The following is a 19282-nucleotide window of genomic DNA, read 5'->3' on the forward strand; positions in this document are numbered from 1 at the left end:
CGGTCACTTCAATCCGGTTGTCGCGACCGATTCGATGAACCGGCGCTGGACGATCAGGAACAGGATGGCGAGGGGCAGCACTGCGATCAGCGAGCCGGCCATCATCGTGCCGTACGGGATGATCCCGCTCGGCCCGGTCAGCAGCGTGAGCCCCGACGTGACGGTTCCCATCTCCGGCGTCGTCGTGAAGACCAGCGGCCAGAGCAGGTCGTTCCAGTTGTTCACGAAGGTGAAGATGCCGAGCGTGAGCAGGGCGGGAAGCGCGTTCGGCAGCACGACGCTGCGGAACACCCGGAACTCGCTCGCGCCGTCGATGCGCGCCGCGTTGTCGAGGTCGCGCGGGAGGGCGATGAAGAACTGGCGGAGGAAGAAGATCCCGAACGCGTCCGCGGCGCGCGGCAGGATGAGCCCGGCGAACGTGTTCACCAGCCCGAGGTTGCCGACCAGCTGGTAGATCGGGATGAGCGTCGCCTGGAACGGGATCATCAGGCTCGCGACGATCACGATCAGGAGCACCCTGTTCCCGCGGAAGTCCAGCCGCGCCAGGGCGTACGCCGCCAGCGAGTCGAAGACGAGGGCGAACAGCGTCACCCCTCCCGCGAACACGAAGCTGTTCAGGAATAGCCTCGCGAACGGCAGGTCGGCGAAGATGCGCGTGAAGTTGTCGAGCGTCCAGGCGCCCGGCGCGAGCGTCGGAGGGTACGCGTTGATCTCGGAGGACGGCTTGAACGCCGTGAAGACGATGACGATCACGGGCAGCAGCACGATCAGCGTCAGCGCGAGCACTGCCGCGAACAGCAGCCATTTGGATGCGCGCTTGCCGACGCGCAGGCCTGGCCGCGTGAGCGTTCCCCGTCGGTTCTGGATGGTCGAAGTGGTCATCAGCTGAGGTCCTTTTCACGACGGCCGAAGAAGCGGAACTGCACCAGGCTGAGGATCAGCGTCGCCAGCAGCAGCACGTACGACAGGGCGGACGCGAGGCCGAGGTCGAGCTTCTTGAAGCCCTCCTGGTAGATCTCCATGACGACGGTCTGGGTGCTGCGGTACGGGCCGCCTCCCGTCATCACGTAGATCTGGTCGAACGCCTGCAGCGCGGCGATCATGGCGAAGATCACGACGAAGGCGAGCGTGTTGCTCAGCTGCGGCAGCGTGATGTTGGTGAACCGCTTCCAGGCGCCCGCACCGTCGATGCGGGCCGCCTCGTACAGGCTCACCGGGATCTCCTGCAGTCCGGCGATGAAGATCACCATGTAGAAGCCGAAGCTCTTCCACACGGCCACCAGCACGACCGTCGGCATGGCGAGCACGGGGTCCTGCAGGACGTTGCCGAGCTGGATCCCGACCGACCGCAACCAGAAGTTGAGGAGCCCGACCTGCGGGTCGAGCAGGTACGACCACGCGAAGGCGGCGACCGCGAGCGAGACGATGAACGGCACGAACAACGCCGTGCGGAAGAACCCGCGCCCGGCCAGCCGGGGGTTGTTGAGCAGCAGCGCGAGGGCGAGCGCCCCGATCAGCGCGGTCGGCGTGAACAGCACGGCGTAGAGGGCGGTGGTCGACAGCGTGCCCAGGATGCTCGGGTTCGTGAAGATCTCGACGTAGTTGCCGAAGCCCACCCACTGCTCCGGCCCGAACCCGCTGCTGTCGGTGAACGACGTGCGGAGCGCCGAGAGCATCGGCCAGGCGACGAAGGCGGTGAGGATGATCAGCGCCGGCAGCAGGAAGATCAGCGCGATGCGGGCCGATCCCTTGCGCGTCCTGATCGGTCCGCGACCCCCGAGGGGCGCCGGAGGCCGGTAGGCCCGTTTGGGTGGTCTGACGGTCGTTGTCATGGTGTCTCCACAGCGGTAGCCGCCGCGCCGGACGGGCGGCGGCTACCGGGTTGTCGGAACTGCTCTGTTACGTGCTCAGCGCTTGCTCAGCGCCTATTTGCTCAGCGCTTGGGCGACCTTGGTGGACGCCGCGCTCAGCAGATCGCTGGGGTCTCCCCCCGCGAGCGACTTCTGCGTCGCCTCGTCGACCGCCGAGAGCACATCCACACTGTTGGCCACGCCGGGCAGCAGCGGACGGGCGGTTCCCGAGATGGCCGTCAGCGCCGCGACCACCGGGTTCGACGACACGTCGGAGGCGGGGATGTCGGTGCGCAGGGGCGGCCAGCCGGAGCCGAGGGACCACTTCGTCGCGACCTCTTTGGTGAAGAAGTAGTCGAAGAACTTCTTGGCCGCAGCCTGCTTGGTCGAGTCGGCCTGCGCGGTCACGGCCGCGCTGATGCCGATGGCCGACGCCGCCTGCTCCTTCGGGCCGGCGGGGATGCCCGCGATGCCCCAGTCGATCTTCGCGTCTGCCGCGACCCCTGCCATCCACGGGCCGCCGATCTCCATCGCGGCCTTGCCGGAGCTGAACAGCTTGTCGGACGCGACGCCGTCGAGTCCGGTGGGCGAGATGTGCCCGGTGGTGACCGCGTTCGACCAGAACTTCAGGGTCTCCACGTTGGCGGCGGAGTCGACGACGGACTTGCCGCTCTTCACGATGTCTCCGCCGTTGCCGTAGAACAGGCTGGCCCAGACGCCGTTGCCGACGGTGGCGTGGTCGGGCAGCGCGAGGCCGTACTGCTCCGGCGTGCCGTCGCCGTTCTCGTCGACGGTCAACTTCTTGGCGTCGGCGACCCACTCGTCCCAGGTGACCGGGAAGGTGGTGATGCCGGCTTTCTCGAACAGGCCCTTGTTGTAGATGACGGAGAGCGGGACGAAGCCGGTCGGCACGCCGAAGTACGAGCCGTCGACCTTCACCATCTCGACGGCGCGCGGGTTGAGGTTGGCGCTCTTGATGCTGTCGGACGCGTAGAAGTCGTCGAGCTTCGCGAACGCGCCCTTGCTGGCGTAGACGGGGAGGTTCTCTGCGGGGAGGGCGACGATGTCCGGGCCCTTCTTCGCGCTGAGCGCCGGGAGGAGGGTGTCGCCGATGACGGCCCAGGTCTTGGTGGTGGTCTTGATCGTGATGTTCTTCTGCGACTTGTTGAAGTCGTCGACGATCTGATCGAGGACCTTGCCGTCTGCCTCGGTGTATCCGTGCCAGAAGGTCAGATCGACGTGGGAGGAGGACGATGAGCCGGTGCCGGAGCCTGAGCAGCCCGCCAGCGCGACGGCCGCCCCCGCCGCGAGCGCGACGGCCGCGATGAGTTTCTTCATTGAATGCCTCTCAGAGTGACCGACGACGGCGTCGATCCACGGGTTTTTACAACGTTGAATTTTCAACGTTGTATCGGATTATAGAAAGAACCATTTCCGGATGTCAACGTTCGGTATCGTTAGCGTCTCACGCCCTCGATGGCGCGACCGACGAATGGAGTCGCCGAATGCTCGTCAGACACCGCGATGCCGAACCCTCGATCGACCCCGCCGCCTTCGTGGCGTCGACGGCCGTCATCGTGGGGAACGTCCGGATCGCGGCGGGCGCCCGCATCCTGCACGGCGCTGTGATCAGCGCAGAAGACGGCGAAGTCGTCATCGGCGAGGACACCGTCGTCATGGAGCACGCCGTCATCCGGGGCAGGGCCGAGCATCCCGCGCTGGTCGGCGCCGCCGTGATGATCGGTCCGCACGCGCACATCAACGGGAGCACGGTGGGCGACGAGGCGTTCATCGCGACCGGCGCAGCGCTCTTCCCCGGAAGCACCGTCGCTGCGGGAGCCGAGGTCCGCATCCACGGCGTCGTGCAGGTCAACACGACGCTGCAGCCCGGCGCCGTCGTCCCGATCGGCTGGGTCGCCGTCGGAGACCCGGCGGTCATCCTCCCGCCGGACCGTCACGACGAGATCTGGGCGATCCAGCGCGGACTGGACTTCACCGGCACCGTCTACGGTGTCGGGCCGGATGCGGGGATGCGGACGATCATGCGGAAGCAATCCGATTTCTACGGTGCGCATTCCGCCGACCAGGCCGTCGACCCGCACTGACCCCGTCCGTCAGCTGCTGTGCGCCGACGTGACCGCCGACATCGACAGGGTGGACTCCCTGGCGACCGTGGTGAACGGCACCTCGATCATCCTGGGCGCTCCGATGTGCCCGTCACGGTCGCCGATGCGCTCGATGAGCGCTGCGACGGCGCGCTCGGCGATGTCGGCGCGGCCGGGGTCGATGGTGCTCAAGCTCGGCATCGCGAACTGACCTTCGATGAGGTTGTCGAACCCGATCACCGCGACGTCGTCCGGCACCCGCACGTTGTCCTGGTGCAGCACGCGCAGGGCGCCGAGGGCGAGTTCGTCGTTGAGTGCGAAGATCGCGTCGAACGGTGTGCCGGAATCCAGCAGCTCGCGCGTCGCTGCCGCGCCGTCCGTGCGGTGCCAGCCCTCCCGGAACACGACCAGCTCGTCCCCGGTGTCGATGCCGGCATCCGCGAGCGCCCGACGGTACCCCTCCAGCCGCAGGGACGCGGAGCCGACCCGCTCGGCGACGTGCGCGCCGAGCACGGCGATGCGCCGCCGGCCGGAGTCGATGAGATGCGCGGTGGCCGCATACCCGCCGTTGACGTTCTGCATGACGACGTGGTCGGTCGGGCCGCCGAAGATGCGCTCGCCGAGCAGCACCAGCGGGTAGTCGACGTTCAGGGAGTCCGCGTCGTCGGTCGACATGCCGAGCGGGGAGAACAGCAGGCCGTCGAGCATGGACAGCCGCGACCCGCGCAGCAGCTCGAGTTCCGCATCCCGGTCGCCGCCCGTCTGCTCGATCAGGGTGACGAAGCCGAGCTTGCGTGACGCCTCGAGCACGGCGTCCGCCAGCTCGGCGAAGTAGCTGAAGCTGAGGGAGGGGACGGCGAGACCGATCACCCCGGTGCGGCCCGCGCGCAGATTCCGCGCGGCCAGATTCGGCTGGTAGCCGAGCTCCTCGATGGCGGAGAGGACGCGCTCCCTCGTCGACGCCTTGACGAACTCGTACCCGTTGACGACGTTGGACACGGTCTTCACGGAGACACCGGCCGCCCCGGCGACATCCTTCAGCGTCGCGACCACCTGGCGCCTCCCTCGGACGGATTTACAACGTTGCTAGCTTCGCACACGTTGCCGTCACGACGTCAAGGATCGCCCGATTCGGCCTCTCAGCGCGCCGCCCGGGGCCCCCGGTCAGACACCGGGTGTATTCACCCAGTGTCTGACCGCTCCCCCCAATACGGCGCGACGCGCATGCGCCACCCGAGACGTAGCGCCATCGGTGCCAGAGTGGCGAAGCCGAATAAGCCACTCCCCCTTAACGTACGAACTCTCCACGGCGAGCGAAATGCCACTTTGGTCGCATATCCGGAGGCGCGGGCGGCAAAGATGTGACTTTGGTCGTAGTCTCCGGCATCGTGCTGCGGGCTGCGGCGTACGCATGATGAGCGGGTGACCCGAACCATCGGGGTCCGCGCAGAGGCGAGCGGGCCCCTCTCCGTCCTGCGTACCCTCTGCTGGTCGTACACCGAAGCACGGCCCATCGTGCTGTGGGTGTTCAACCTGCGGTTCCTGGTGGGCGGGATGCTGGCGTTCGGCGGGGAGATCCCGGTCGTCAGAGCGGTGGTCGGGGGCGCGTCGTGGTTCCTGGCCGTGTGGGTGGTCTACCTCGTGAACGGCATCAGCGACATCGCCGGGGACCGGGCGAACGGGTCGCACCGACCGCTCGCATCCGGAGCGCTCACGACGAACGCGGCCGGCTCGTGGTGCGTGGTGCTCGCCGTCGCGTCGCTCAGCATCGCCGTGCACGTCACCCTGGTGTTCGTACTGCTCGTCGTCCTGATGCTGACCCTCGGCCTCGCGTACTCGCTCGGTACTCACGCCGCGAAGAAGTGGGCGGTTCCCGCCCTGGCGGTGGCCGCATCCGGTGGCTTGCTCACCTATCTGGCCGGCGCGGAGGCGTTCCACGGCACCATCCCGTCCGCCGTGCCCGTATTCGCGGTGGTGATGGCGCTGTGGATCGCGGTGGTCGGGCACGCGAAAGACTTCGGCGACGCCGTCGGGGACAGGATCGCCGGGCGGCGGACGCTGCCGATCGTACTGGGCGAACGGGCGGCGCGGGTGGCCGTCGCCACCGGGTCGGCGGCGATCGGCGGGCTGGGCGTGCTGGCCGCCGCGCTCAATCCCGCTCTGCTGTCGCTGGCAGCGCTCGGCCCGTGCGCCGTCGCCGTCAGCGGCCTGTCGATCGCCGGACGCGGACAGGACCGGCGTGCGCAGCGACGGCCGTATCGCGCATTCATGGTGTCGCAGTACACGGTCAACCTGCTCGCCGTGGGCCTGGCGGCCACGCCGTGATAGAAAGCACAGGATGACTACGAGACCGATCGACGCCGACCTCGCCGAGGCGCGCGCCGCCGTCGTGGAGCGCGTGACCAGCGCCCTGCGTTCGGCGGACAGCGTCCTCGTCTCCGACTCGTACATCGAGGCCGAGTTCCTGGCGCAGGTGCAGCGCATCCTCGCTCAGACCTTCGCGTCCCTCGGGCTGCTGCCGCCCTCCGAGCCGCGGCAGGCGTCGCGCGGAGCGGAGGTGGGCGAGCAGCGGGCCCGCCAGAACGTGCATCCAGTAGACAGCCTCAAGGCAGCGACGCTGCTGTTCGACGAGGCGCTCAGCGTGCTGGTGGATGCGGTGGGCCACCTCGTGGGGAACGACGAGATCGCCAGGGCGCTCAACGCATCCATCATGGGCAACGTCATCCCCGCCTCCGTCGCATACGTGAACGTGCTGCTGGAACGGCTCGCCGTAGCGCACAGCGAGGAGCGGCTCGGCATCTCCCGCGAGCTGCACGACAGGGTCGCGCACAGCATCGCGGCCGGGATGCAGCGCGTCGACCTCAGCGGCCTCTCCGACCCGGAGGGCAGCGCCGCCCAGGCCAGGCTGGCGGAGGGCATGGTCCTGTTCGACGGCGCGCTCGACGAGACAAGGGCCATCGCCAGGGATCTGCGGCACTTCGTGGGAGACAAGCGGCTCGACGAAGCGCTCGACGACTACGTCGCCGACCTCGACGAAGCTGGACCTCCGGTGATCGTCGAGCTGGACGGGCAGCCGTTCCGGCTGGGCACCGGAACGCAGGAGGAGGCGTTCATCATCGTGCGCGAGGCCATCCACAACGCCCGCCGCCACTCCGACGCCGACAGCATCGTCGTGCGCTCCACCTGGCGGCCGGAGAGCGTGCTGCTGTCGGTGCGCGACGACGGTCGCGGGTTCGAGCACGACAGGATCCGCTCCGGCGCTCTCGGGCTGGTCGCCGCGCAGGAGCGCGCGGAGCTCATCGGGGCCGACCTCACCATCGACCCCGGCCCCGGCGTCGGTACGAGGGTCGAGCTCACCATCCCCGTTCAGGAGGCCGGCCTATGACGGCGGAACGTCGCAGCATCGTGATCATCGACGACCACAGCCTGTTCCGGCAGGGCATCCGGGCGCTGCTGGAGAGCGCGTTCGACATCGTCGGAGAGGGCGGAACGAGCTACGACGCTCTCCGGCTCGTCGCGGACAGCGCGCCCGACGTGCTCCTGCTCGACGTCGAGCTGCCCGGCATCCCCGCCGAGCAGACCATCACGCGCATCCGGAGGGACCACCCCCAGGTGGCGGTGGTCGTGCTCACCATGCACAACGACGTCGCCCTGGAACGGCAGCTGCTGCGCGCGGGGGCGAGTCACTACGTCACCAAGAAGATCAGCGGGGAGGACCTCTCGATGATCGTCTCCGGCGCGCGACCCGCGCCAGCCACCCCGCATCCGGCGGGAGACGACGTGGATGCGGGCGGTAACGCCATCCTGACCAGCCGCGAACTCGAGGTGCTCCGGATGATCGCGCAGGCGTACACGAACCGCGACATCAGCCTGCAGCTGCACATCGCGGAGGGCACCGTGAAGCGCCACACCACCAACATGTACCTCAAGCTCGGCGCCACCTCCCGCATCGACGCCGTGCGCAAGGCGGCCCGACTCGGCCTGCTCGACGGCCCCGCCCCTTACGCGCCCTGAGGCGGCGCAGCGAGATACCGGCAACTGCGGCGCATCCCGGGCGTTTCGCGACAGTTAGTGGTGTCTCGCGGTGGAGTCGCGCGGGATGAGGGTGGTGGAGAGTTCGATGCGGGGTGGACGGGAGGGCTCGTCGTCTGGGTGGGTCTGGCGGGTTTGGAAGAGGAGGCCGACGGCGCCCGCTCCCATCTCGGCGACCGGCTGGTGCACCGTGGTGATCGCGGGCGTCGCCCACTCGGCCTCCGGGCCGTCGTCGAAGCCGACGACGCTGAGGTCGCCCGGGATGCTCAGGCCGAGCGAGCGCGCTGCGTCGTACACGCCGAGCGCCATCAGGTCGGAGCAGGCGAAGACGGCAGTGGGCCGGTCGTCGCCCGAGAGCAGCTCGACGGCGCGCTCGGCGGCCAGCGCCCTGCTCCAAGGTGTGGCTCAATAGTTGCTCGAAGCGGCTTCGAGAACACCCCAGCTCGCGAGCCGCGATGACCTTCATTCGCGAGTGCTGCTAGCGCACGCCGCGCTTTCAACAAGGTTGCTGCGTGATACGCGGACCGTTTCCATGAAGCAGGTACGACCATCGAGCTCGCGACTAAGCGAGGCCCCGGTCACGAAGCGCCACGGCAATGCCCGCGTAGGCGAGCGGCTCTCCGCGCTCATTGGCGGAAATGCTCATCAACAGCGCGAGCTTTCGGGAATACTCCGAACGAAGTTTCCCTCCATGGCCGTCCGGCTCAACTCGACGCATTCAACGCTACAAGTGTTATGAATTCTATATCTTAAACCAATAAACTCGTGATAGACATTGCAATCTGAGTTAGACATTTCTAATTTATAGCGATTCATCTGACGTTTCGTAATGAGTCCCGCTCGCGTGTTGCGAAGACGTGCGAGTACGAGGCCACAACCGGGGCTTCGAGCTACAAGTAAGAGAAGGAAAAAGTATGAGTGCACTGTCTATCCCTGGCGCCCGCACCACCCTTCGGCCAGCAAGCGGAACGGCGGCGATTCAGCTTGGACGCGTTCGCGTCGATAGGTGGGTATTCCTCGTCGTGATCGCCATCGCCATCGTCATCGTGGCAGGCCTCGCGGTGGCCTGGTGGGCTGCCTGCCAAGGTCAGGGTGCCTATCCCGCCGTGGATATGCCGAGCTTCAGCACCGGGGGAACGTGGAAGGTGTACTGCGCTAAGTAGCGCACTGTGACGATGTGGAGACTGGAACGATGACGGTAACGCTAGATGCATTCGATATTTCGAAGACATATCGTGGCAAGAGAGTTCTCAGCGATTTCTCGTTGTCCTTGAAGCGAGGAAAGATACACGGACTCCTTGGACCGAACGGTTCCGGCAAGACGACCAGTCTCCACATCATCACCGGCCTCCTCGATCCCACTTCCGGTGATGTCGTCGTTTGCGGGAAACCGATATCAGCCAAAGCCTCACGAAACCAGGTGGGTTTCGCCCCGGACGATCTCCCCCTGCCCGGCGCGCTCACGGGCAGGGAGTACCTCGAGTTTCACGACGCGATGCGAAAGCGCAAGGACGGGGAGCACGCGCGCGTGCTTGTTCGAGCCCTAGGCCTCGACAACGACCTCAACCGGCAACTCACGGAGTACTCGCACGGAATGAGACGGAAAATACAGATTGTGGCCGCGACCATGCATATGCCCCGAGCCCTTATCCTCGACGAGCCGTACAGAGGGTTGGACCCAGAGTCTTCTGCCGTGCTCCGCGACCTCATCGTCTCCTTTGCATCTGGCGGCCGCTCCGTGCTGATCGCGACTCATGACATGCTCCGAGCACAACGCGATTGCGACGAAGTCACGATCCTGAATGACGGCATCACGGTTGCTTTAGGCAGCCCGTCGGAACTCATCGACCGCCAGTCGGGATCACATAGCTTGGAGGATGTTTTCCTCCGGTTCACCGGGCGAGAGCAGGACAATGATGCTCGGCGCGAATCAATCGAAACCCTCTTTGGAAGTACAAAGCATGCCTAAATTCGTCAACGCCCTGTTCGCAGCTCTCGTCGGAACCATCGGGGGAGCATCCATCCTCGTGATCTGCATCGCCGCAAGTGTCGGCCTCGCGTGGATGTCGAAGGACACAGTCACCATCCCCGGCGTGTTCACGTCATGGTTCACAGTGGAAAACGACCTGCCCGCACTCAACTTCGAGCCGAACGGTATCGGGATGGTCGGAGTCATTCTGGCGATCGCAACCCTTTCAGTGCTCAGCTCGCTCCTTCGATCCCGAAAGACTTCACATAAGGAACTCGCCTAGTGCACTCAGTGATGTTGGCGTCGACTGTTGCACGCGCGACGGTAAAGCTTTGGACGCGTGAAGTCGCCAGCCTTTTCCGCGTCAGTCAGCGAAAGCTGACCCTCATCACTATTGGCGGAACCGTCCTCGCGTGCGTTTTCGGCCTTGTCCTTGGATTCGCTACAGCCAGCCAGCTTTCCTCCGCTATCCCTCTGGAACTGCGAAAGAATATCCTCTTCACGGCATTTGGGAATGCCGTACTAACCACAACGCTTGTATCGGCGATCCTCTGTGTCACGATGCCAGCACGGACAGCCCTGCAGACACTGCTTGAAATGCTTCCGATTAGTCGACGCCTGGCGATGGCTGGACAGTTGGCGCCCCTGCTGTGTCTGGGATTCGTGCTCAGTGGCGCGCTCTCGACCGTCGCACTAGTTCTCGTCGCCAAAATGTACGGTGACCCGGTCCGCGTGAGCGTGGCAGCCGTCGCGCTTGCGGTGCTCGTTCTGGTTGTACAGCTAACAGCGGTGTCATTGTTCACGATCGTGAGCGGACTTCTCCGAAGGTTCCTTGGACTGCCCCAGCAGTACAGCGCCACGCTCGCGGCAGGTGCGGTCATCGCGCTCGGAATCCTCTCGATGATCGGCGATGTCTTCGCGCTGGGACCAATTCGGGAAGAAGCAGTCTCATGGCGCATGATGCTGCCAAATCGCATCGCAGCCAACACGGTCGCAAACCCCGACGTGGCGGCAATCATCGGCGTTTCAGTCTGGGCGATTATTGCGGCCGTTCTGACTCTTGCATCGGCTGCGCTTCATGGACAAGGCGACGGCCCGTCGACAATTCGACTCTTCACGCGGACGCGACCTTTTCACGGTCCGTTCGGTGCATCAGTATGGGCGGACGTGCTGGTGGCCGTTCGGTCTCCGCAGGCAGTAACGACGGTACTAGCCCTCATCGCTGCGATTGCAGTCGTACAGTGCATGGTCGCTAATCCCTTGCTTCACGACATTGCACGACCTTTGGCGACGTCGGTTCCGGTCATGCCTTTTTATCTCAGCGTGTACGCGGTAGGTCGGACCCTCCGAACTCATTGGGTCGGTATCCATTTGCTAGCTAGGAGGTCGTGGTGGATATTTCCGAAGCTCGTCGGTTATCTCGCTCTTTCGAGTGCCATCAGCATCCCCGCCATTGGAGCCGAATTGGCTCTTCAACTGGTTGCGGTTGGCGATCTGCCAGCGATTCTGTCGAGGGCACTACTGGCCTTTAGTGCAGCGTTGCTCGCTGGAACGCTCGTGCCATACACGGATGAGCAACCGCTGTCCATCGCGATTGCCGGCTTCTCTGCGGCCATCATCTACATCGGCACGACCACGACGCTCTCGTTGGTCGCGCAATCCAATGAAGTGATGGCCATGAGCGCTGTCACAGTCATAGTCGCCATCGCGCTTCTTGGCACCTACCGGATGGTTGCAGCAAACCACACGGCAGACGATGTTCGTCGCGCATAGAAGGTACTGGTCCCGCACTGAGGGAGTGCGAGCGGAGGCGGGAGCCTGGGTGAGTGACGACTTGGGAGTTCGCATCCCGCTGGGCCAATATGCGCTTGCGTATCAGTATGGACTGATAAGCGAGCATCGGTATCTCATGGTCGGACAGCTCCGATTGCCGATCGCATTGCCCCAATACCGAAGCAGGCGGTTACCGGAGGGAGTAGCGAGAGGCGCGCTTCACTCCATTGGCCACAATATCGCCGGGATGAAGATGGGAGCCGCCAGCGAGATAGGGCTTATCGCTCTCGCTCTCGTCACTAAATCGGGCGCATTCGTCGCCCTCGCCTGCGTACTCGCGATGTTCTTGGTCTCCGTGGTTGTGCACGAAGCTGGTCACGTTGTCGCTTATCGGCTGTTCTCCACTGCTGGTCCAGGCTACCTCGTGCGCAGTGGCGTGCGTTGTTATCTCATTCGACCAGTGCTCCCGCGGATTGCCGATCGGTGGGTTATCGCCGCCGGTCCAATCGCGCCACTTGCAGTAGCCATCCTGTGCATACCCGTCATGTTGTACGCGCCGATTCCCTACCTTGCCTGGCTGGCGATCGCGCTCGGCCATGCACTGACGCTCGCACTCCCGGCCGGAGACGGCGCAAACTTTTGGGGGACATACCCTAACCTCGTGAGCGCATCAAGACAGATCGACGCCTAGGAGGGATCACCAGGTCTCGGCCCACGGCCCGATCCTGGATTCTGCCTGCATGGCGCGTCGTCTGGACCAGCCGCCGCTCAATACACGCCGCGACCCGGTGACAGGACCGGCCGCGTCCCGTAGCCTCGACAGCATGACGGAGCCGTCAGCAGCCGCGTCAGTCACGTCCGCCTCCCCACCGGCGGGCGGCACCCGCACGTTCATGCAGGTGCTCGTCAACACGATGATCGCCAACGTCACGACGAGCTTCCTCTGGTTCGCGCTCACGTTCTGGGTGTACCTGGAGACGCGCTCCGTGCTCGCGACCGGCATCGTCGGCGGTGCGTACATGCTGCTGGTCGCCGTGTTCTCCATCCTGTTCGGCTCGATCGTCGACCGCTACCGCAAGCACGCCGTGATGGTGGTGGCGAGCGCCGTCACCCTGGTGTCGTTCTGCATCGCCGGGGTCTTCTACCTGCTCTACCCCGAGTCGACGCTGCTCGACCTCGGCGGGCCGATGTTCTGGGTGTTCGCCGGCATCATCCTGTTCGGATCGGTGATCGAGAACATGCGCAACATCGCGCTGTCGACCACGGTGACCCTGCTCATCCCGGTGGAGCGCCACGCCAACGCCAACGGACTGGTCGGCACGGTGCAGGGGCTCGCCTTCATCGTCACCAGCGTGTTCAGCGGTCTGGCCATCGGGATGCTCGGGATGGGCTGGACGCTCGTCATCGCCATCGCGGTCACCGGGCTGGCGCTGCTGCACCTGCTGTTCCTGCGCATCCCGGAGGACGCACCGCACGCGGACGGGGAGAAGCCGCCCGGCATCGACCTCCGCGGCAGCATCGCGGCGATCCGCAGCGCGCCCGACCTGTTCGCGCTCATCGTGTTCTCCACGTTCAACAACCTGATCGGCGGCGTCTATCTGGCGCTGATGGACCCGTACGGGCTCGAACTGTTCCGGGTGGAGGCGTGGGGCATCGTCCTCGCCGTCACGGCGACGGGGTTCATCATCGGCGGCCTGCTGGTCGCGAAGTTCGGGCTGGGCGCGAACCCGATCCGCACGATGCTGCTCGTGGTGATCGCGATGGGGGTCCTGGGTGCGCTGTTCACCATCCGGGAGTGGTGGTGGCTGTACGCGCTCGGCATCTGGCTGTACATGACGCTGATCCCCGTGGTCGAGGCGGCGGAGCAGACGGTGATCCAGAAGGTGGTGACGTTCCGGCGCCAGGGGCGCGTGTTCGGGTTCGCTCAGGCGATGGAGTCCGCCGCCGCACCGATCACGGCGTTCCTGATCGCGCCGATCGCGCAGTTCGTCATCATCCCGTACATGGCCGGCGACGACGGGCAGGCGACGTGGGGCTGGCTGCTCGGGGAGGGCGACACCCGGGGCATCGCGTTCGTCTTCCTGGTCTCCGGTCTCGTGATGGTGCTGCTCGGGGCAGGGGCGTTCCTCACCCGCTCGTACCGGATGCTCTCCCGGGAATACGAGACGGCCTAGCGAGATGCCGGTAACTGCGGCGCATTCCGGGCGTTTCGCGACAGTTAGTGGTGTCTCGCGGTGGAGTCGCGCGGGATGAGGGTGGTGGAGAGTTCGATGCGGGGTGGACGGGAGGGCTCGTCGTCTGGGTGGGTCTGGCGGGTTTGGAAGAGGAGGCCGACGGCGCCTGCACCCATCTCGGCGACCGGCTGGTGCACCGTGGTGATCGCGGGCGTCGCCCACTCGGCCTCCGGGCCGTCGTCGAAGCCGACGACGCTGAGGTCGCCCGGGATGCTCAGGCCGAGCGAGCGCGCTGCGTCGTACACGCCGAGCGCCATCAAGTCGGAGCAGGCGAAGACGGCAGTGGGCCGGTCGTCGGCCGAGAGCAGCTCGACGGCACGCTCGGCGGCCAGTGGCCTGCTCCAGTCGGCGAACGCGACGGCCGGCTCTGCCACTCCCGCTTCGCGGAGGGCGGAGCGGAAGCCGTCGATCCTGGCCGTGTTGTAGAGGTGGTCTCGTCCGCCGCCGATGACGCCGAAGCTGGTGTGGCCGAGCTCCAGCAGGTGCTCTGCCGCGGTGCGACCGCCCTCCCAGTTGGTGACGCCGACGCTCGGCACCGGCGCGGCCGGCCTGCTCATCGGCGTGACGAGGACGACGGGGACGCCGCCGGCCGACAGGGCGGCGAGCTGCGCATCCGTCGGATCGACGAGCACGATGACGGCGCCCTGCGACGGCCGCCGGAGCAGGCGGGAGACCCAGTCGCCGTCCCCGCGGGCGATGGTGATGACCACGTCGACGTTGGCGGCGGCGGCCGCCCGTTCCACGCCGACCAGCACCCGGTTGGCCCAGCTGCCGTCGACGTGGTTGACGACCAGGTCGATGAGCGGTGGAGCCTCGGAGGAGACCGGCCTGGCCCGTGGGCGCGGGGCGCCTTTCGCGTATCCGACCTCCCGGATCGCGGACATCACCCTGTCTCGCGTGGCCGGAGAGATGTCCGTTCCGCCCCGCAGAACTTTCGAGACCGTCGGCACGCTCGTGCCGGCAACGGTGGCGACGTCCGACAGGGTCGGCTGCCGCTCCCGTTTCTTCTCTGGGGACATGATCAGAGCATATACATACAATCAACTTGCGCAAGTTTTCGCGATCTGAATCGGTTGCATCCGTTGTATTGACTGTGCGAGGATCGCACCGTCGCTTCGCCCTGAATGCTTCTTTTGCGCAATTTCTTGCACTCCAGGGGCCGGCGGGTCGGCACTCCATCACTCAACGATGACCACCGGCAAAGCTGCCGGGAATGGAGAAGACGATGCCCGGGTTCGACAACCCCCTGACGGTCTCCCGCCGCGGACTGCTCGCCGGCGCCGGAGGAGTCGCCGTTCTCGCCGCGCTCGCGGCGTGCGCACCGGCCGGTGGAGGAGGTGGTTCGGGAGCGATCAAGTTCTGGAACATGCCGTGGGGGAACACCCAGTTCACTCCGCTCGACAAGAAGATCACCCTCGGATACAAGCCGAAGAGCGGGCTCCCCTCCGCAAGCTACCAGGCCGTGCAGTGGGCGAACTTCACCACCACGTTCGCCTCGGCGGTCGCATCCAACACGGGCCCGGCGGTCAGCAGCGGAAGCGGAACGCAGGCGTTCCAGTTCTCGCAGCAGAACCGGATCGCGTACGCGGACCACCTGCTCGAGTCGTGGAAGTCGAACGGCCTGTACGACGACTTCCTCCCCGGCCTCCTCGACACGATGAAGACGTCGCGCGGGTACGTCGCCCTCCCGTACAACCTCGACATGCGCGTCCTCTGGTACCGCAAGTCGCTGCTCGAGAAGGCCGGCGTCGAGCCGCCCACCGACTGGCAGTCGTACCTGGACGTCTGCGAGGCGCTCAAGAAGATCGGCATCTTCGGCTACGGGATCGCGGCCGGCGCACAGGGCAACGGCGCGCAGGGCATCGTCGGGCTGATGATCAACAACGGCGGAGGGCTCTTCGACCACGACCAGAAGCCGAACTGCGTGACGCCGCAGAACATCCAGGCGCTCGAGTTCATCGTCGAAATGGTGAAGAAGGGCTACATGGACCCCGGCAGCGTGAGCTACTCCAGCAGCAACGCGCAGGCGCAGTGGAAGAACGACAAGTTCGCGATGGGGTTCGAGGCGCCGTCCCTCGCCCAGATCCTCGGCGGGACGGTCCAGGACGACATGAGAGTCGGCGACCCGCTGGTCAGCGCGAACGGCACCAAGGGCGCGCTCTACTTCCCGAACAACATCATGATGTACAAGAACACCCCCAGCCAGAAGGGCTCCGAGGCGTTCCTGACCTACTACTACCAGAACATGAAGCAGCTCTGGACAACGAGCACGGGAGCAGGCCTCCCCGTGCTGCGCTCGATCGCCGAGACCCCGGAGTTCCGCGCGGATGCGAACGCGGCCAAGATGGTCGACGTCTGGCAGCCCGTCTGCAAGACGTGGGCCGCCCCGGGGAACGACGCGCTCTTCCCCAACGTCGCCCTCGTGGACAGCACCCCGGCCATGTCGACGTTCGCGCAGAGCATCCTCTCGCTCAAGGTCACTCCGAAGGATGCGCTCAGCACCCTGCAGAAGGCCATCACCGCCGGGATGAAGTGAGTGGCGATGTCCACCGAAACTCTGCGGCGATCCGTCGACAGGGCGCGCAGCGGGGTCGGCTCGTCCGGCCGTGGCCGCCCACCCGGCGCCGGACGTCCCCGCCGCCGCTTCAGCGTCTCGTGGACGCTGCTGCTGTTCGCGCTCCCCTCGCTCATCCTGCTCGTCCTGCTGAACGCCTATCCCGTTGTCTACGCCGCCCTGCAGTCTCTGCGGAACGGCGACCTCATCGACGCGGGCGAGTTCGTCGGCCTGGCCAACTACGTCACGGTGCTGCAGTCGCCCGAGTTCTGGCGGGCGGCGCAGTTCACGGTGGTCTTCACGATCGTCGGCGTCTTCGGCAGCTGGGCGATCGGACTCGCGCTCGCCCTGCTGCTCCGGCCGCGCACCCCGGGCGGCGGCATCTTCAAGGTGCTGCTCCTGCTCCCCTGGGTCGTGCCGATCGTCGTCTCCGCGATGTCCTGGAACTGGCTCGTCGCGACGCCGCAGAGCCCCCTGCCGATGCTGACCAAAGCGCTCGGTCTCGGCGACACCCTGTTCCTCGCCGACCCGACGCTCGCGCAGATCACCGTGTGCATCTTCAAGGTGTGGATCAGCTTCCCGTTCATGATGATGATGATGAGCTCGGCGCTCGCGTCGGTGGACGCCAACGTCTATGAGGCGTCCCGGGTGGATGGCGCAGGACCCTGGCAGACGTTCCGCCACATCACGCTGCCGATGATCTCGCGCTCCACCTTCATCAGCTGGATCCTGATGACCATCTTCTGCGTCAACGACTTCCCCACGGTCTTCCTCCTCACCGGGGGCGGCCCGCTGCAGTCGACGCAGACGCTCGTCGTGCTCGCGTACTCGACGGTCTTCCAGAACTTCCAGACCGGGCCCGGGGTGGCGATCGCCTTCCTGATGACGCTCGTGCTCGTCGTGATCTCCGTGTTCCTCTACCGACGGATTCGAAAGGTCGACATCTCGTGACCACCACCACCGCCGAGACGACAGGAGGGCGCATCCAGTGGCTGCGGTTCTCCGCCCTGCTCCTGATCGCCGCTCTCGTGCTCGTTCCGCTCGCCGCCGTGATCTTCCTCTCCCTGCAGCCGGCCTTCGGCAGCAGCACGCAGGGACTCACCCTCGACAACTACGCGACGGTGTTCTCGGAGACCGGGGTCGCCGCCTGGCTGGGCAACAGCGTCCTGGTCGCTCTCATCACCGTCGTCGTCGCGATCGTGGTCGCCGCCCCTGCCGGATACGTCCTGTCTCGCGGACGCGGGCGCCTGGTCTCCGGATACTCGCTCGGCCTGTTCGTGATCCAGTCGCTGCCGGTGATCACCTCGATCATCCCGCTGTTCATCCTGTTCGCGAACCTGGGGCTGGTGGACAGCCTCGGCGGCATCATCATCCTGTACGTGGGCGGCACCCTGGCGGTGGCGACCTGGATGATGGCGGCGTACTTCGACTCCATCCCGATGGCGCTCGAGGAGGCGGCCTGGATGGACGGCTGTTCGGTTTTCACCGGGTTCCTCCGGATCGTGCTCCGCAACTCGCTCCCCGGCATCCTGTCGACGGCGATCTTCTCGTTCCTGCTCTCCTGGAACGACTACCTCGTCGCGGTGATCTTCCTCCGCTCCGAACAGAACTACACACTGCCGATCGGCCTGCAGACCTTCTTCCAGCAGAACGCCACGGACTGGGGACCGGTGATGACGGTGGCGGTCGTGATGATGGTGCCGCCCATCCTGATCTTCGCCTTCCTGAACCGCTACTTCAGCGTCGGAGGCATCGGCGGGTCGCTGGCGGGTCGCTGAGCCCGTCGCTCAGCGGACACCCGCGGCGGCATAGACGGCATCGATGGCCGCCATGTTCCCGACGTAGTCCGCCCCCTCGGTGGCGAGGGGGCGGCCGGTCCTGAGCCCGTCGAGCACCGCGGCCAGCTGGTGATCGTACGTGTCGAGACCGGCGACGGTCTGGATGCGCGTGACGCCGTTCTGTTCGACAACGATGGAGTGGCCGGCCGCCGGGAAGACGAGATTGTCGATGTGCAGCGTTCCGCGCTCGGCGACCACGGTGAGCGTGGACGCGAGCGTCACCTCCGGCTTCATGCTGGCAACCACCGTGGCGCGCACCTCTCCCGCGAACGACAGGGCCGCCTCGATGCTGAGATCGGCTCCGAGCGGGTTCAGCTCTGCCGACGCCGCCACCACCCGGGGTTCGCCGAACAGGCTGCGCAACCAGTGGATGGGGTAGCAGCCGAGATCCATCAGCGCCCCTCCTCCGAGTTCCGGCGCGTGCCGGAGCGACCGGGGGTCGAACGGGTTCGCGCCGGTGAACGTCGCCGTCGCCTCGACGGGAGCCCCGAGAGCTCCGGAGCCGACGAACGTGCGCAACCAGTCCTGCAGCGGGTGGTAGTGATCGTGGAACGCCTCGATCGCCCGGCGTCCCGTGCGCTCGGCCGTCGCCAGCACGGCGCGCGCCTCGGCGGCGTCCATCGTCATCGGCTTCTCGCAGAGCACGTCCTTGCCCGCTTCGAGCGCCGCGATCGTCCAGCGCGCGTGCTCCGACGGCGGCAAAGCGATGTAGACGAGGTCGATCGTCTGGTCTGCGATCACATCGTCGTAGCTGTCGTACGCGGCCGCGATCCCGTGACGGGCCGCGTATCCGGATGCATCGTGCCGGGAGGCGACGGCGACCAGGTCGACGTCGTGCCTCCGCCGCACGGGGGCGATGATCGAGCGGGGCGCGATCCCCGCCGCCCCGAGCAGGCCGATGCGGAGCGCGTTCACGTTGGTCCCTCC

Annotated in this window: 20 protein-coding genes; 12 read left to right on the forward strand and 8 right to left on the reverse strand. The window is 66.2% G+C overall.

The window, feature by feature from the left end:
- Window positions 1-3 precede the first annotated feature (3 nt).
- The 3 genes from AC1ROC_RS06605 to AC1ROC_RS06615 all read right to left on the reverse strand — a co-directional run bounded on the left by AC1ROC_RS06605 (window position 4) and on the right by AC1ROC_RS06615 (window position 3188).
- Entirely contained in the window at window positions 4-882 is an 879-nt protein-coding gene (locus AC1ROC_RS06605; RefSeq protein WP_085368901.1) for a carbohydrate ABC transporter permease, read from the reverse strand.
- Window positions 882-1832 (reverse strand): carbohydrate ABC transporter permease, encoded by a 951-nt coding sequence (locus tag AC1ROC_RS06610; RefSeq protein WP_085368902.1) that lies wholly within the window; start codon window positions 1830-1832, stop codon window positions 882-884. The genes AC1ROC_RS06605 and AC1ROC_RS06610 overlap by 1 nt, the downstream gene beginning before the upstream one ends.
- A gap of 93 nt (window positions 1833-1925) precedes the next feature.
- A complete protein-coding gene (locus AC1ROC_RS06615) occupies window positions 1926-3188 on the reverse strand; it encodes an ABC transporter substrate-binding protein (RefSeq protein ID WP_492998979.1) in 1263 nt (420 codons plus the stop codon).
- 167 nt (window positions 3189-3355) lie between these two features.
- Between AC1ROC_RS06615 and AC1ROC_RS06620 the strand changes: the two genes are divergently transcribed.
- A complete protein-coding gene (locus AC1ROC_RS06620) occupies window positions 3356-3955 on the forward strand; it encodes a gamma carbonic anhydrase family protein (RefSeq protein ID WP_085368904.1) in 600 nt (199 codons plus the stop codon).
- 9 nt (window positions 3956-3964) lie between these two features.
- Here AC1ROC_RS06620 and AC1ROC_RS06625 read toward each other — a convergent pair whose 3' ends face one another.
- Window positions 3965-5008 carry a LacI family DNA-binding transcriptional regulator gene (locus AC1ROC_RS06625; RefSeq protein ID WP_085368905.1) on the reverse strand — a complete coding sequence of 348 codons (1044 nt, stop codon included), beginning with the start codon at window positions 5006-5008 and terminating at the stop codon, window positions 3965-3967.
- 369 nt (window positions 5009-5377) lie between these two features.
- Here AC1ROC_RS06625 and AC1ROC_RS06630 point away from each other — a divergent pair, with 369 nt between their 5' ends.
- From AC1ROC_RS06630 to AC1ROC_RS06640, 3 genes are read left to right on the forward strand one after another with little or no spacing between them, the layout of a single operon-like run.
- A complete protein-coding gene (locus AC1ROC_RS06630; protein ID WP_492998982.1) occupies window positions 5378-6280 on the forward strand; it encodes a UbiA family prenyltransferase in 903 nt (300 codons plus the stop codon).
- A 13-nt stretch (window positions 6281-6293) separates the two neighbouring features.
- Window positions 6294-7340, forward strand: coding sequence for a sensor histidine kinase (locus tag AC1ROC_RS06635; RefSeq protein ID WP_492998984.1), 1047 nt, complete (start codon window positions 6294-6296; stop codon window positions 7338-7340).
- Window positions 7337-7969, forward strand: coding sequence for a response regulator transcription factor (locus tag AC1ROC_RS06640; protein ID WP_085368908.1), 633 nt, complete (start codon window positions 7337-7339; stop codon window positions 7967-7969). Before AC1ROC_RS06635 ends, AC1ROC_RS06640 begins: the two co-directional genes overlap by 4 nt.
- A 54-nt stretch (window positions 7970-8023) precedes the next feature.
- Here AC1ROC_RS06640 and AC1ROC_RS06645 read toward each other — a convergent pair whose 3' ends face one another.
- A complete protein-coding gene (locus AC1ROC_RS06645) occupies window positions 8024-8371 on the reverse strand; it encodes a substrate-binding domain-containing protein (RefSeq protein ID WP_492999992.1) in 348 nt (115 codons plus the stop codon).
- Window positions 8372-8901: 530 nt separating this feature from the next.
- Between AC1ROC_RS06645 and AC1ROC_RS06650 the strand changes: the two genes are divergently transcribed.
- The 4 genes from AC1ROC_RS06650 to AC1ROC_RS06665 are packed head-to-tail and all read left to right on the forward strand — an operon-like array spanning window position 8902 to window position 11729.
- Window positions 8902-9150 carry a hypothetical protein gene (locus AC1ROC_RS06650; RefSeq protein ID WP_492998986.1) on the forward strand — a complete coding sequence of 83 codons (249 nt, stop codon included), beginning with the start codon at window positions 8902-8904 and terminating at the stop codon, window positions 9148-9150.
- A gap of 29 nt (window positions 9151-9179) precedes the next feature.
- The gene (locus tag AC1ROC_RS06655; protein ID WP_492998988.1) at window positions 9180-9956 is read left to right on the forward strand and encodes an ABC transporter ATP-binding protein; all 777 of its coding nucleotides are present in this window, start codon (window positions 9180-9182) and stop codon (window positions 9954-9956) included.
- On the forward strand, window positions 9949-10239 hold the full coding sequence (locus AC1ROC_RS06660) for a hypothetical protein (RefSeq protein ID WP_492998990.1): 291 nt from the start codon (window positions 9949-9951) through the stop codon (window positions 10237-10239). Before AC1ROC_RS06655 ends, AC1ROC_RS06660 begins: the two co-directional genes overlap by 8 nt.
- On the forward strand, window positions 10239-11729 hold the full coding sequence (locus AC1ROC_RS06665; RefSeq protein WP_492998992.1) for a hypothetical protein: 1491 nt from the start codon (window positions 10239-10241) through the stop codon (window positions 11727-11729). The genes AC1ROC_RS06660 and AC1ROC_RS06665 overlap by 1 nt, the downstream gene beginning before the upstream one ends.
- Window positions 11730-11919: 190 nt before the next feature.
- Here AC1ROC_RS06665 and AC1ROC_RS06670 read toward each other — a convergent pair whose 3' ends face one another.
- Window positions 11920-12327, reverse strand: coding sequence for a hypothetical protein (locus AC1ROC_RS06670; protein WP_492998994.1), 408 nt, complete (start codon window positions 12325-12327; stop codon window positions 11920-11922).
- Window positions 12328-12553: 226 nt separating this feature from the next.
- Here AC1ROC_RS06670 and AC1ROC_RS06675 point away from each other — a divergent pair, with 226 nt between their 5' ends.
- Complete coding sequence (locus AC1ROC_RS06675; protein ID WP_492998996.1) at window positions 12554-13903, forward strand: MFS transporter; 1350 nt, start codon at window positions 12554-12556, stop codon at window positions 13901-13903.
- A gap of 44 nt (window positions 13904-13947) precedes the next feature.
- Here the strand turns inward: AC1ROC_RS06675 and AC1ROC_RS06680 are convergent, their stop codons facing one another.
- The gene (locus AC1ROC_RS06680) at window positions 13948-14982 is read right to left on the reverse strand and encodes a LacI family DNA-binding transcriptional regulator (protein ID WP_085368910.1); all 1035 of its coding nucleotides are present in this window, start codon (window positions 14980-14982) and stop codon (window positions 13948-13950) included.
- A gap of 206 nt (window positions 14983-15188) precedes the next feature.
- On the opposite strand from AC1ROC_RS06680, the gene AC1ROC_RS06685 reads away from it, so the two are divergent.
- From AC1ROC_RS06685 to AC1ROC_RS06695, 3 genes are read left to right on the forward strand one after another with little or no spacing between them, the layout of a single operon-like run.
- Entirely contained in the window at window positions 15189-16499 is a 1311-nt protein-coding gene (locus AC1ROC_RS06685; RefSeq protein ID WP_492998998.1) for an ABC transporter substrate-binding protein, read from the forward strand.
- A gap of 6 nt (window positions 16500-16505) precedes the next feature.
- Window positions 16506-17468: a carbohydrate ABC transporter permease gene (locus tag AC1ROC_RS06690; protein ID WP_168690120.1), complete on the forward strand. Its 963-nt coding sequence runs from the start codon at window positions 16506-16508 to the stop codon at window positions 17466-17468.
- Window positions 17465-18295: a carbohydrate ABC transporter permease gene (locus tag AC1ROC_RS06695; RefSeq protein WP_085368912.1), complete on the forward strand. Its 831-nt coding sequence runs from the start codon at window positions 17465-17467 to the stop codon at window positions 18293-18295. The genes AC1ROC_RS06690 and AC1ROC_RS06695 overlap by 4 nt, the downstream gene beginning before the upstream one ends.
- 9 nt (window positions 18296-18304) lie before the next feature.
- Here the strand turns inward: AC1ROC_RS06695 and AC1ROC_RS06700 are convergent, their stop codons facing one another.
- Window positions 18305-19270: a Gfo/Idh/MocA family protein gene (locus AC1ROC_RS06700; RefSeq protein WP_085368913.1), complete on the reverse strand. Its 966-nt coding sequence runs from the start codon at window positions 19268-19270 to the stop codon at window positions 18305-18307.
- Window positions 19271-19282 lie beyond the last annotated feature (12 nt).

Source organism: Leifsonia sp. GW821-FHT13C05 (assembly GCF_058806515.1).

What these genes read in the sequence shown, in the direction of transcription:
- AC1ROC_RS06605 (WP_085368901.1), bottom strand. Translation starts at nt 882, where the DNA reads ATGACCACTTCGACCATCCAGAACCGACGGGGAACGCTCACGCGGCCA.
- AC1ROC_RS06610 (WP_085368902.1), bottom strand. Translation starts at nt 1,832, where the DNA reads ATGACAACGACCGTCAGACCACCCAAACGGGCCTACCGGCCTCCGGCG.
- AC1ROC_RS06615 (WP_492998979.1), bottom strand. Translation starts at nt 3,188, where the DNA reads ATGAAGAAACTCATCGCGGCCGTCGCGCTCGCGGCGGGGGCGGCCGTC.
- AC1ROC_RS06620 (WP_085368904.1), top strand. Translation starts at nt 3,356, where the DNA reads ATGCTCGTCAGACACCGCGATGCCGAACCCTCGATCGACCCCGCCGCC.
- AC1ROC_RS06635 (WP_492998984.1), top strand. Translation starts at nt 6,294, where the DNA reads ATGACTACGAGACCGATCGACGCCGACCTCGCCGAGGCGCGCGCCGCC.
- AC1ROC_RS06640 (WP_085368908.1), top strand. Translation starts at nt 7,337, where the DNA reads ATGACGGCGGAACGTCGCAGCATCGTGATCATCGACGACCACAGCCTG.
- AC1ROC_RS06650 (WP_492998986.1), top strand. Translation starts at nt 8,902, where the DNA reads ATGAGTGCACTGTCTATCCCTGGCGCCCGCACCACCCTTCGGCCAGCA.
- AC1ROC_RS06655 (WP_492998988.1), top strand. Translation starts at nt 9,180, where the DNA reads ATGACGGTAACGCTAGATGCATTCGATATTTCGAAGACATATCGTGGC.
- AC1ROC_RS06660 (WP_492998990.1), top strand. Translation starts at nt 9,949, where the DNA reads ATGCCTAAATTCGTCAACGCCCTGTTCGCAGCTCTCGTCGGAACCATC.
- AC1ROC_RS06670 (WP_492998994.1), bottom strand. Translation starts at nt 12,327, where the DNA reads ATGGCCGAGCGCGATCGCCAGCCAGGCAAGGTAGGGAATCGGCGCGTA.
- AC1ROC_RS06675 (WP_492998996.1), top strand. Translation starts at nt 12,554, where the DNA reads ATGACGGAGCCGTCAGCAGCCGCGTCAGTCACGTCCGCCTCCCCACCG.
- AC1ROC_RS06680 (WP_085368910.1), bottom strand. Translation starts at nt 14,982, where the DNA reads ATGTCCCCAGAGAAGAAACGGGAGCGGCAGCCGACCCTGTCGGACGTC.
- AC1ROC_RS06685 (WP_492998998.1), top strand. Translation starts at nt 15,189, where the DNA reads ATGCCCGGGTTCGACAACCCCCTGACGGTCTCCCGCCGCGGACTGCTC.
- AC1ROC_RS06690 (WP_168690120.1), top strand. Translation starts at nt 16,506, where the DNA reads ATGTCCACCGAAACTCTGCGGCGATCCGTCGACAGGGCGCGCAGCGGG.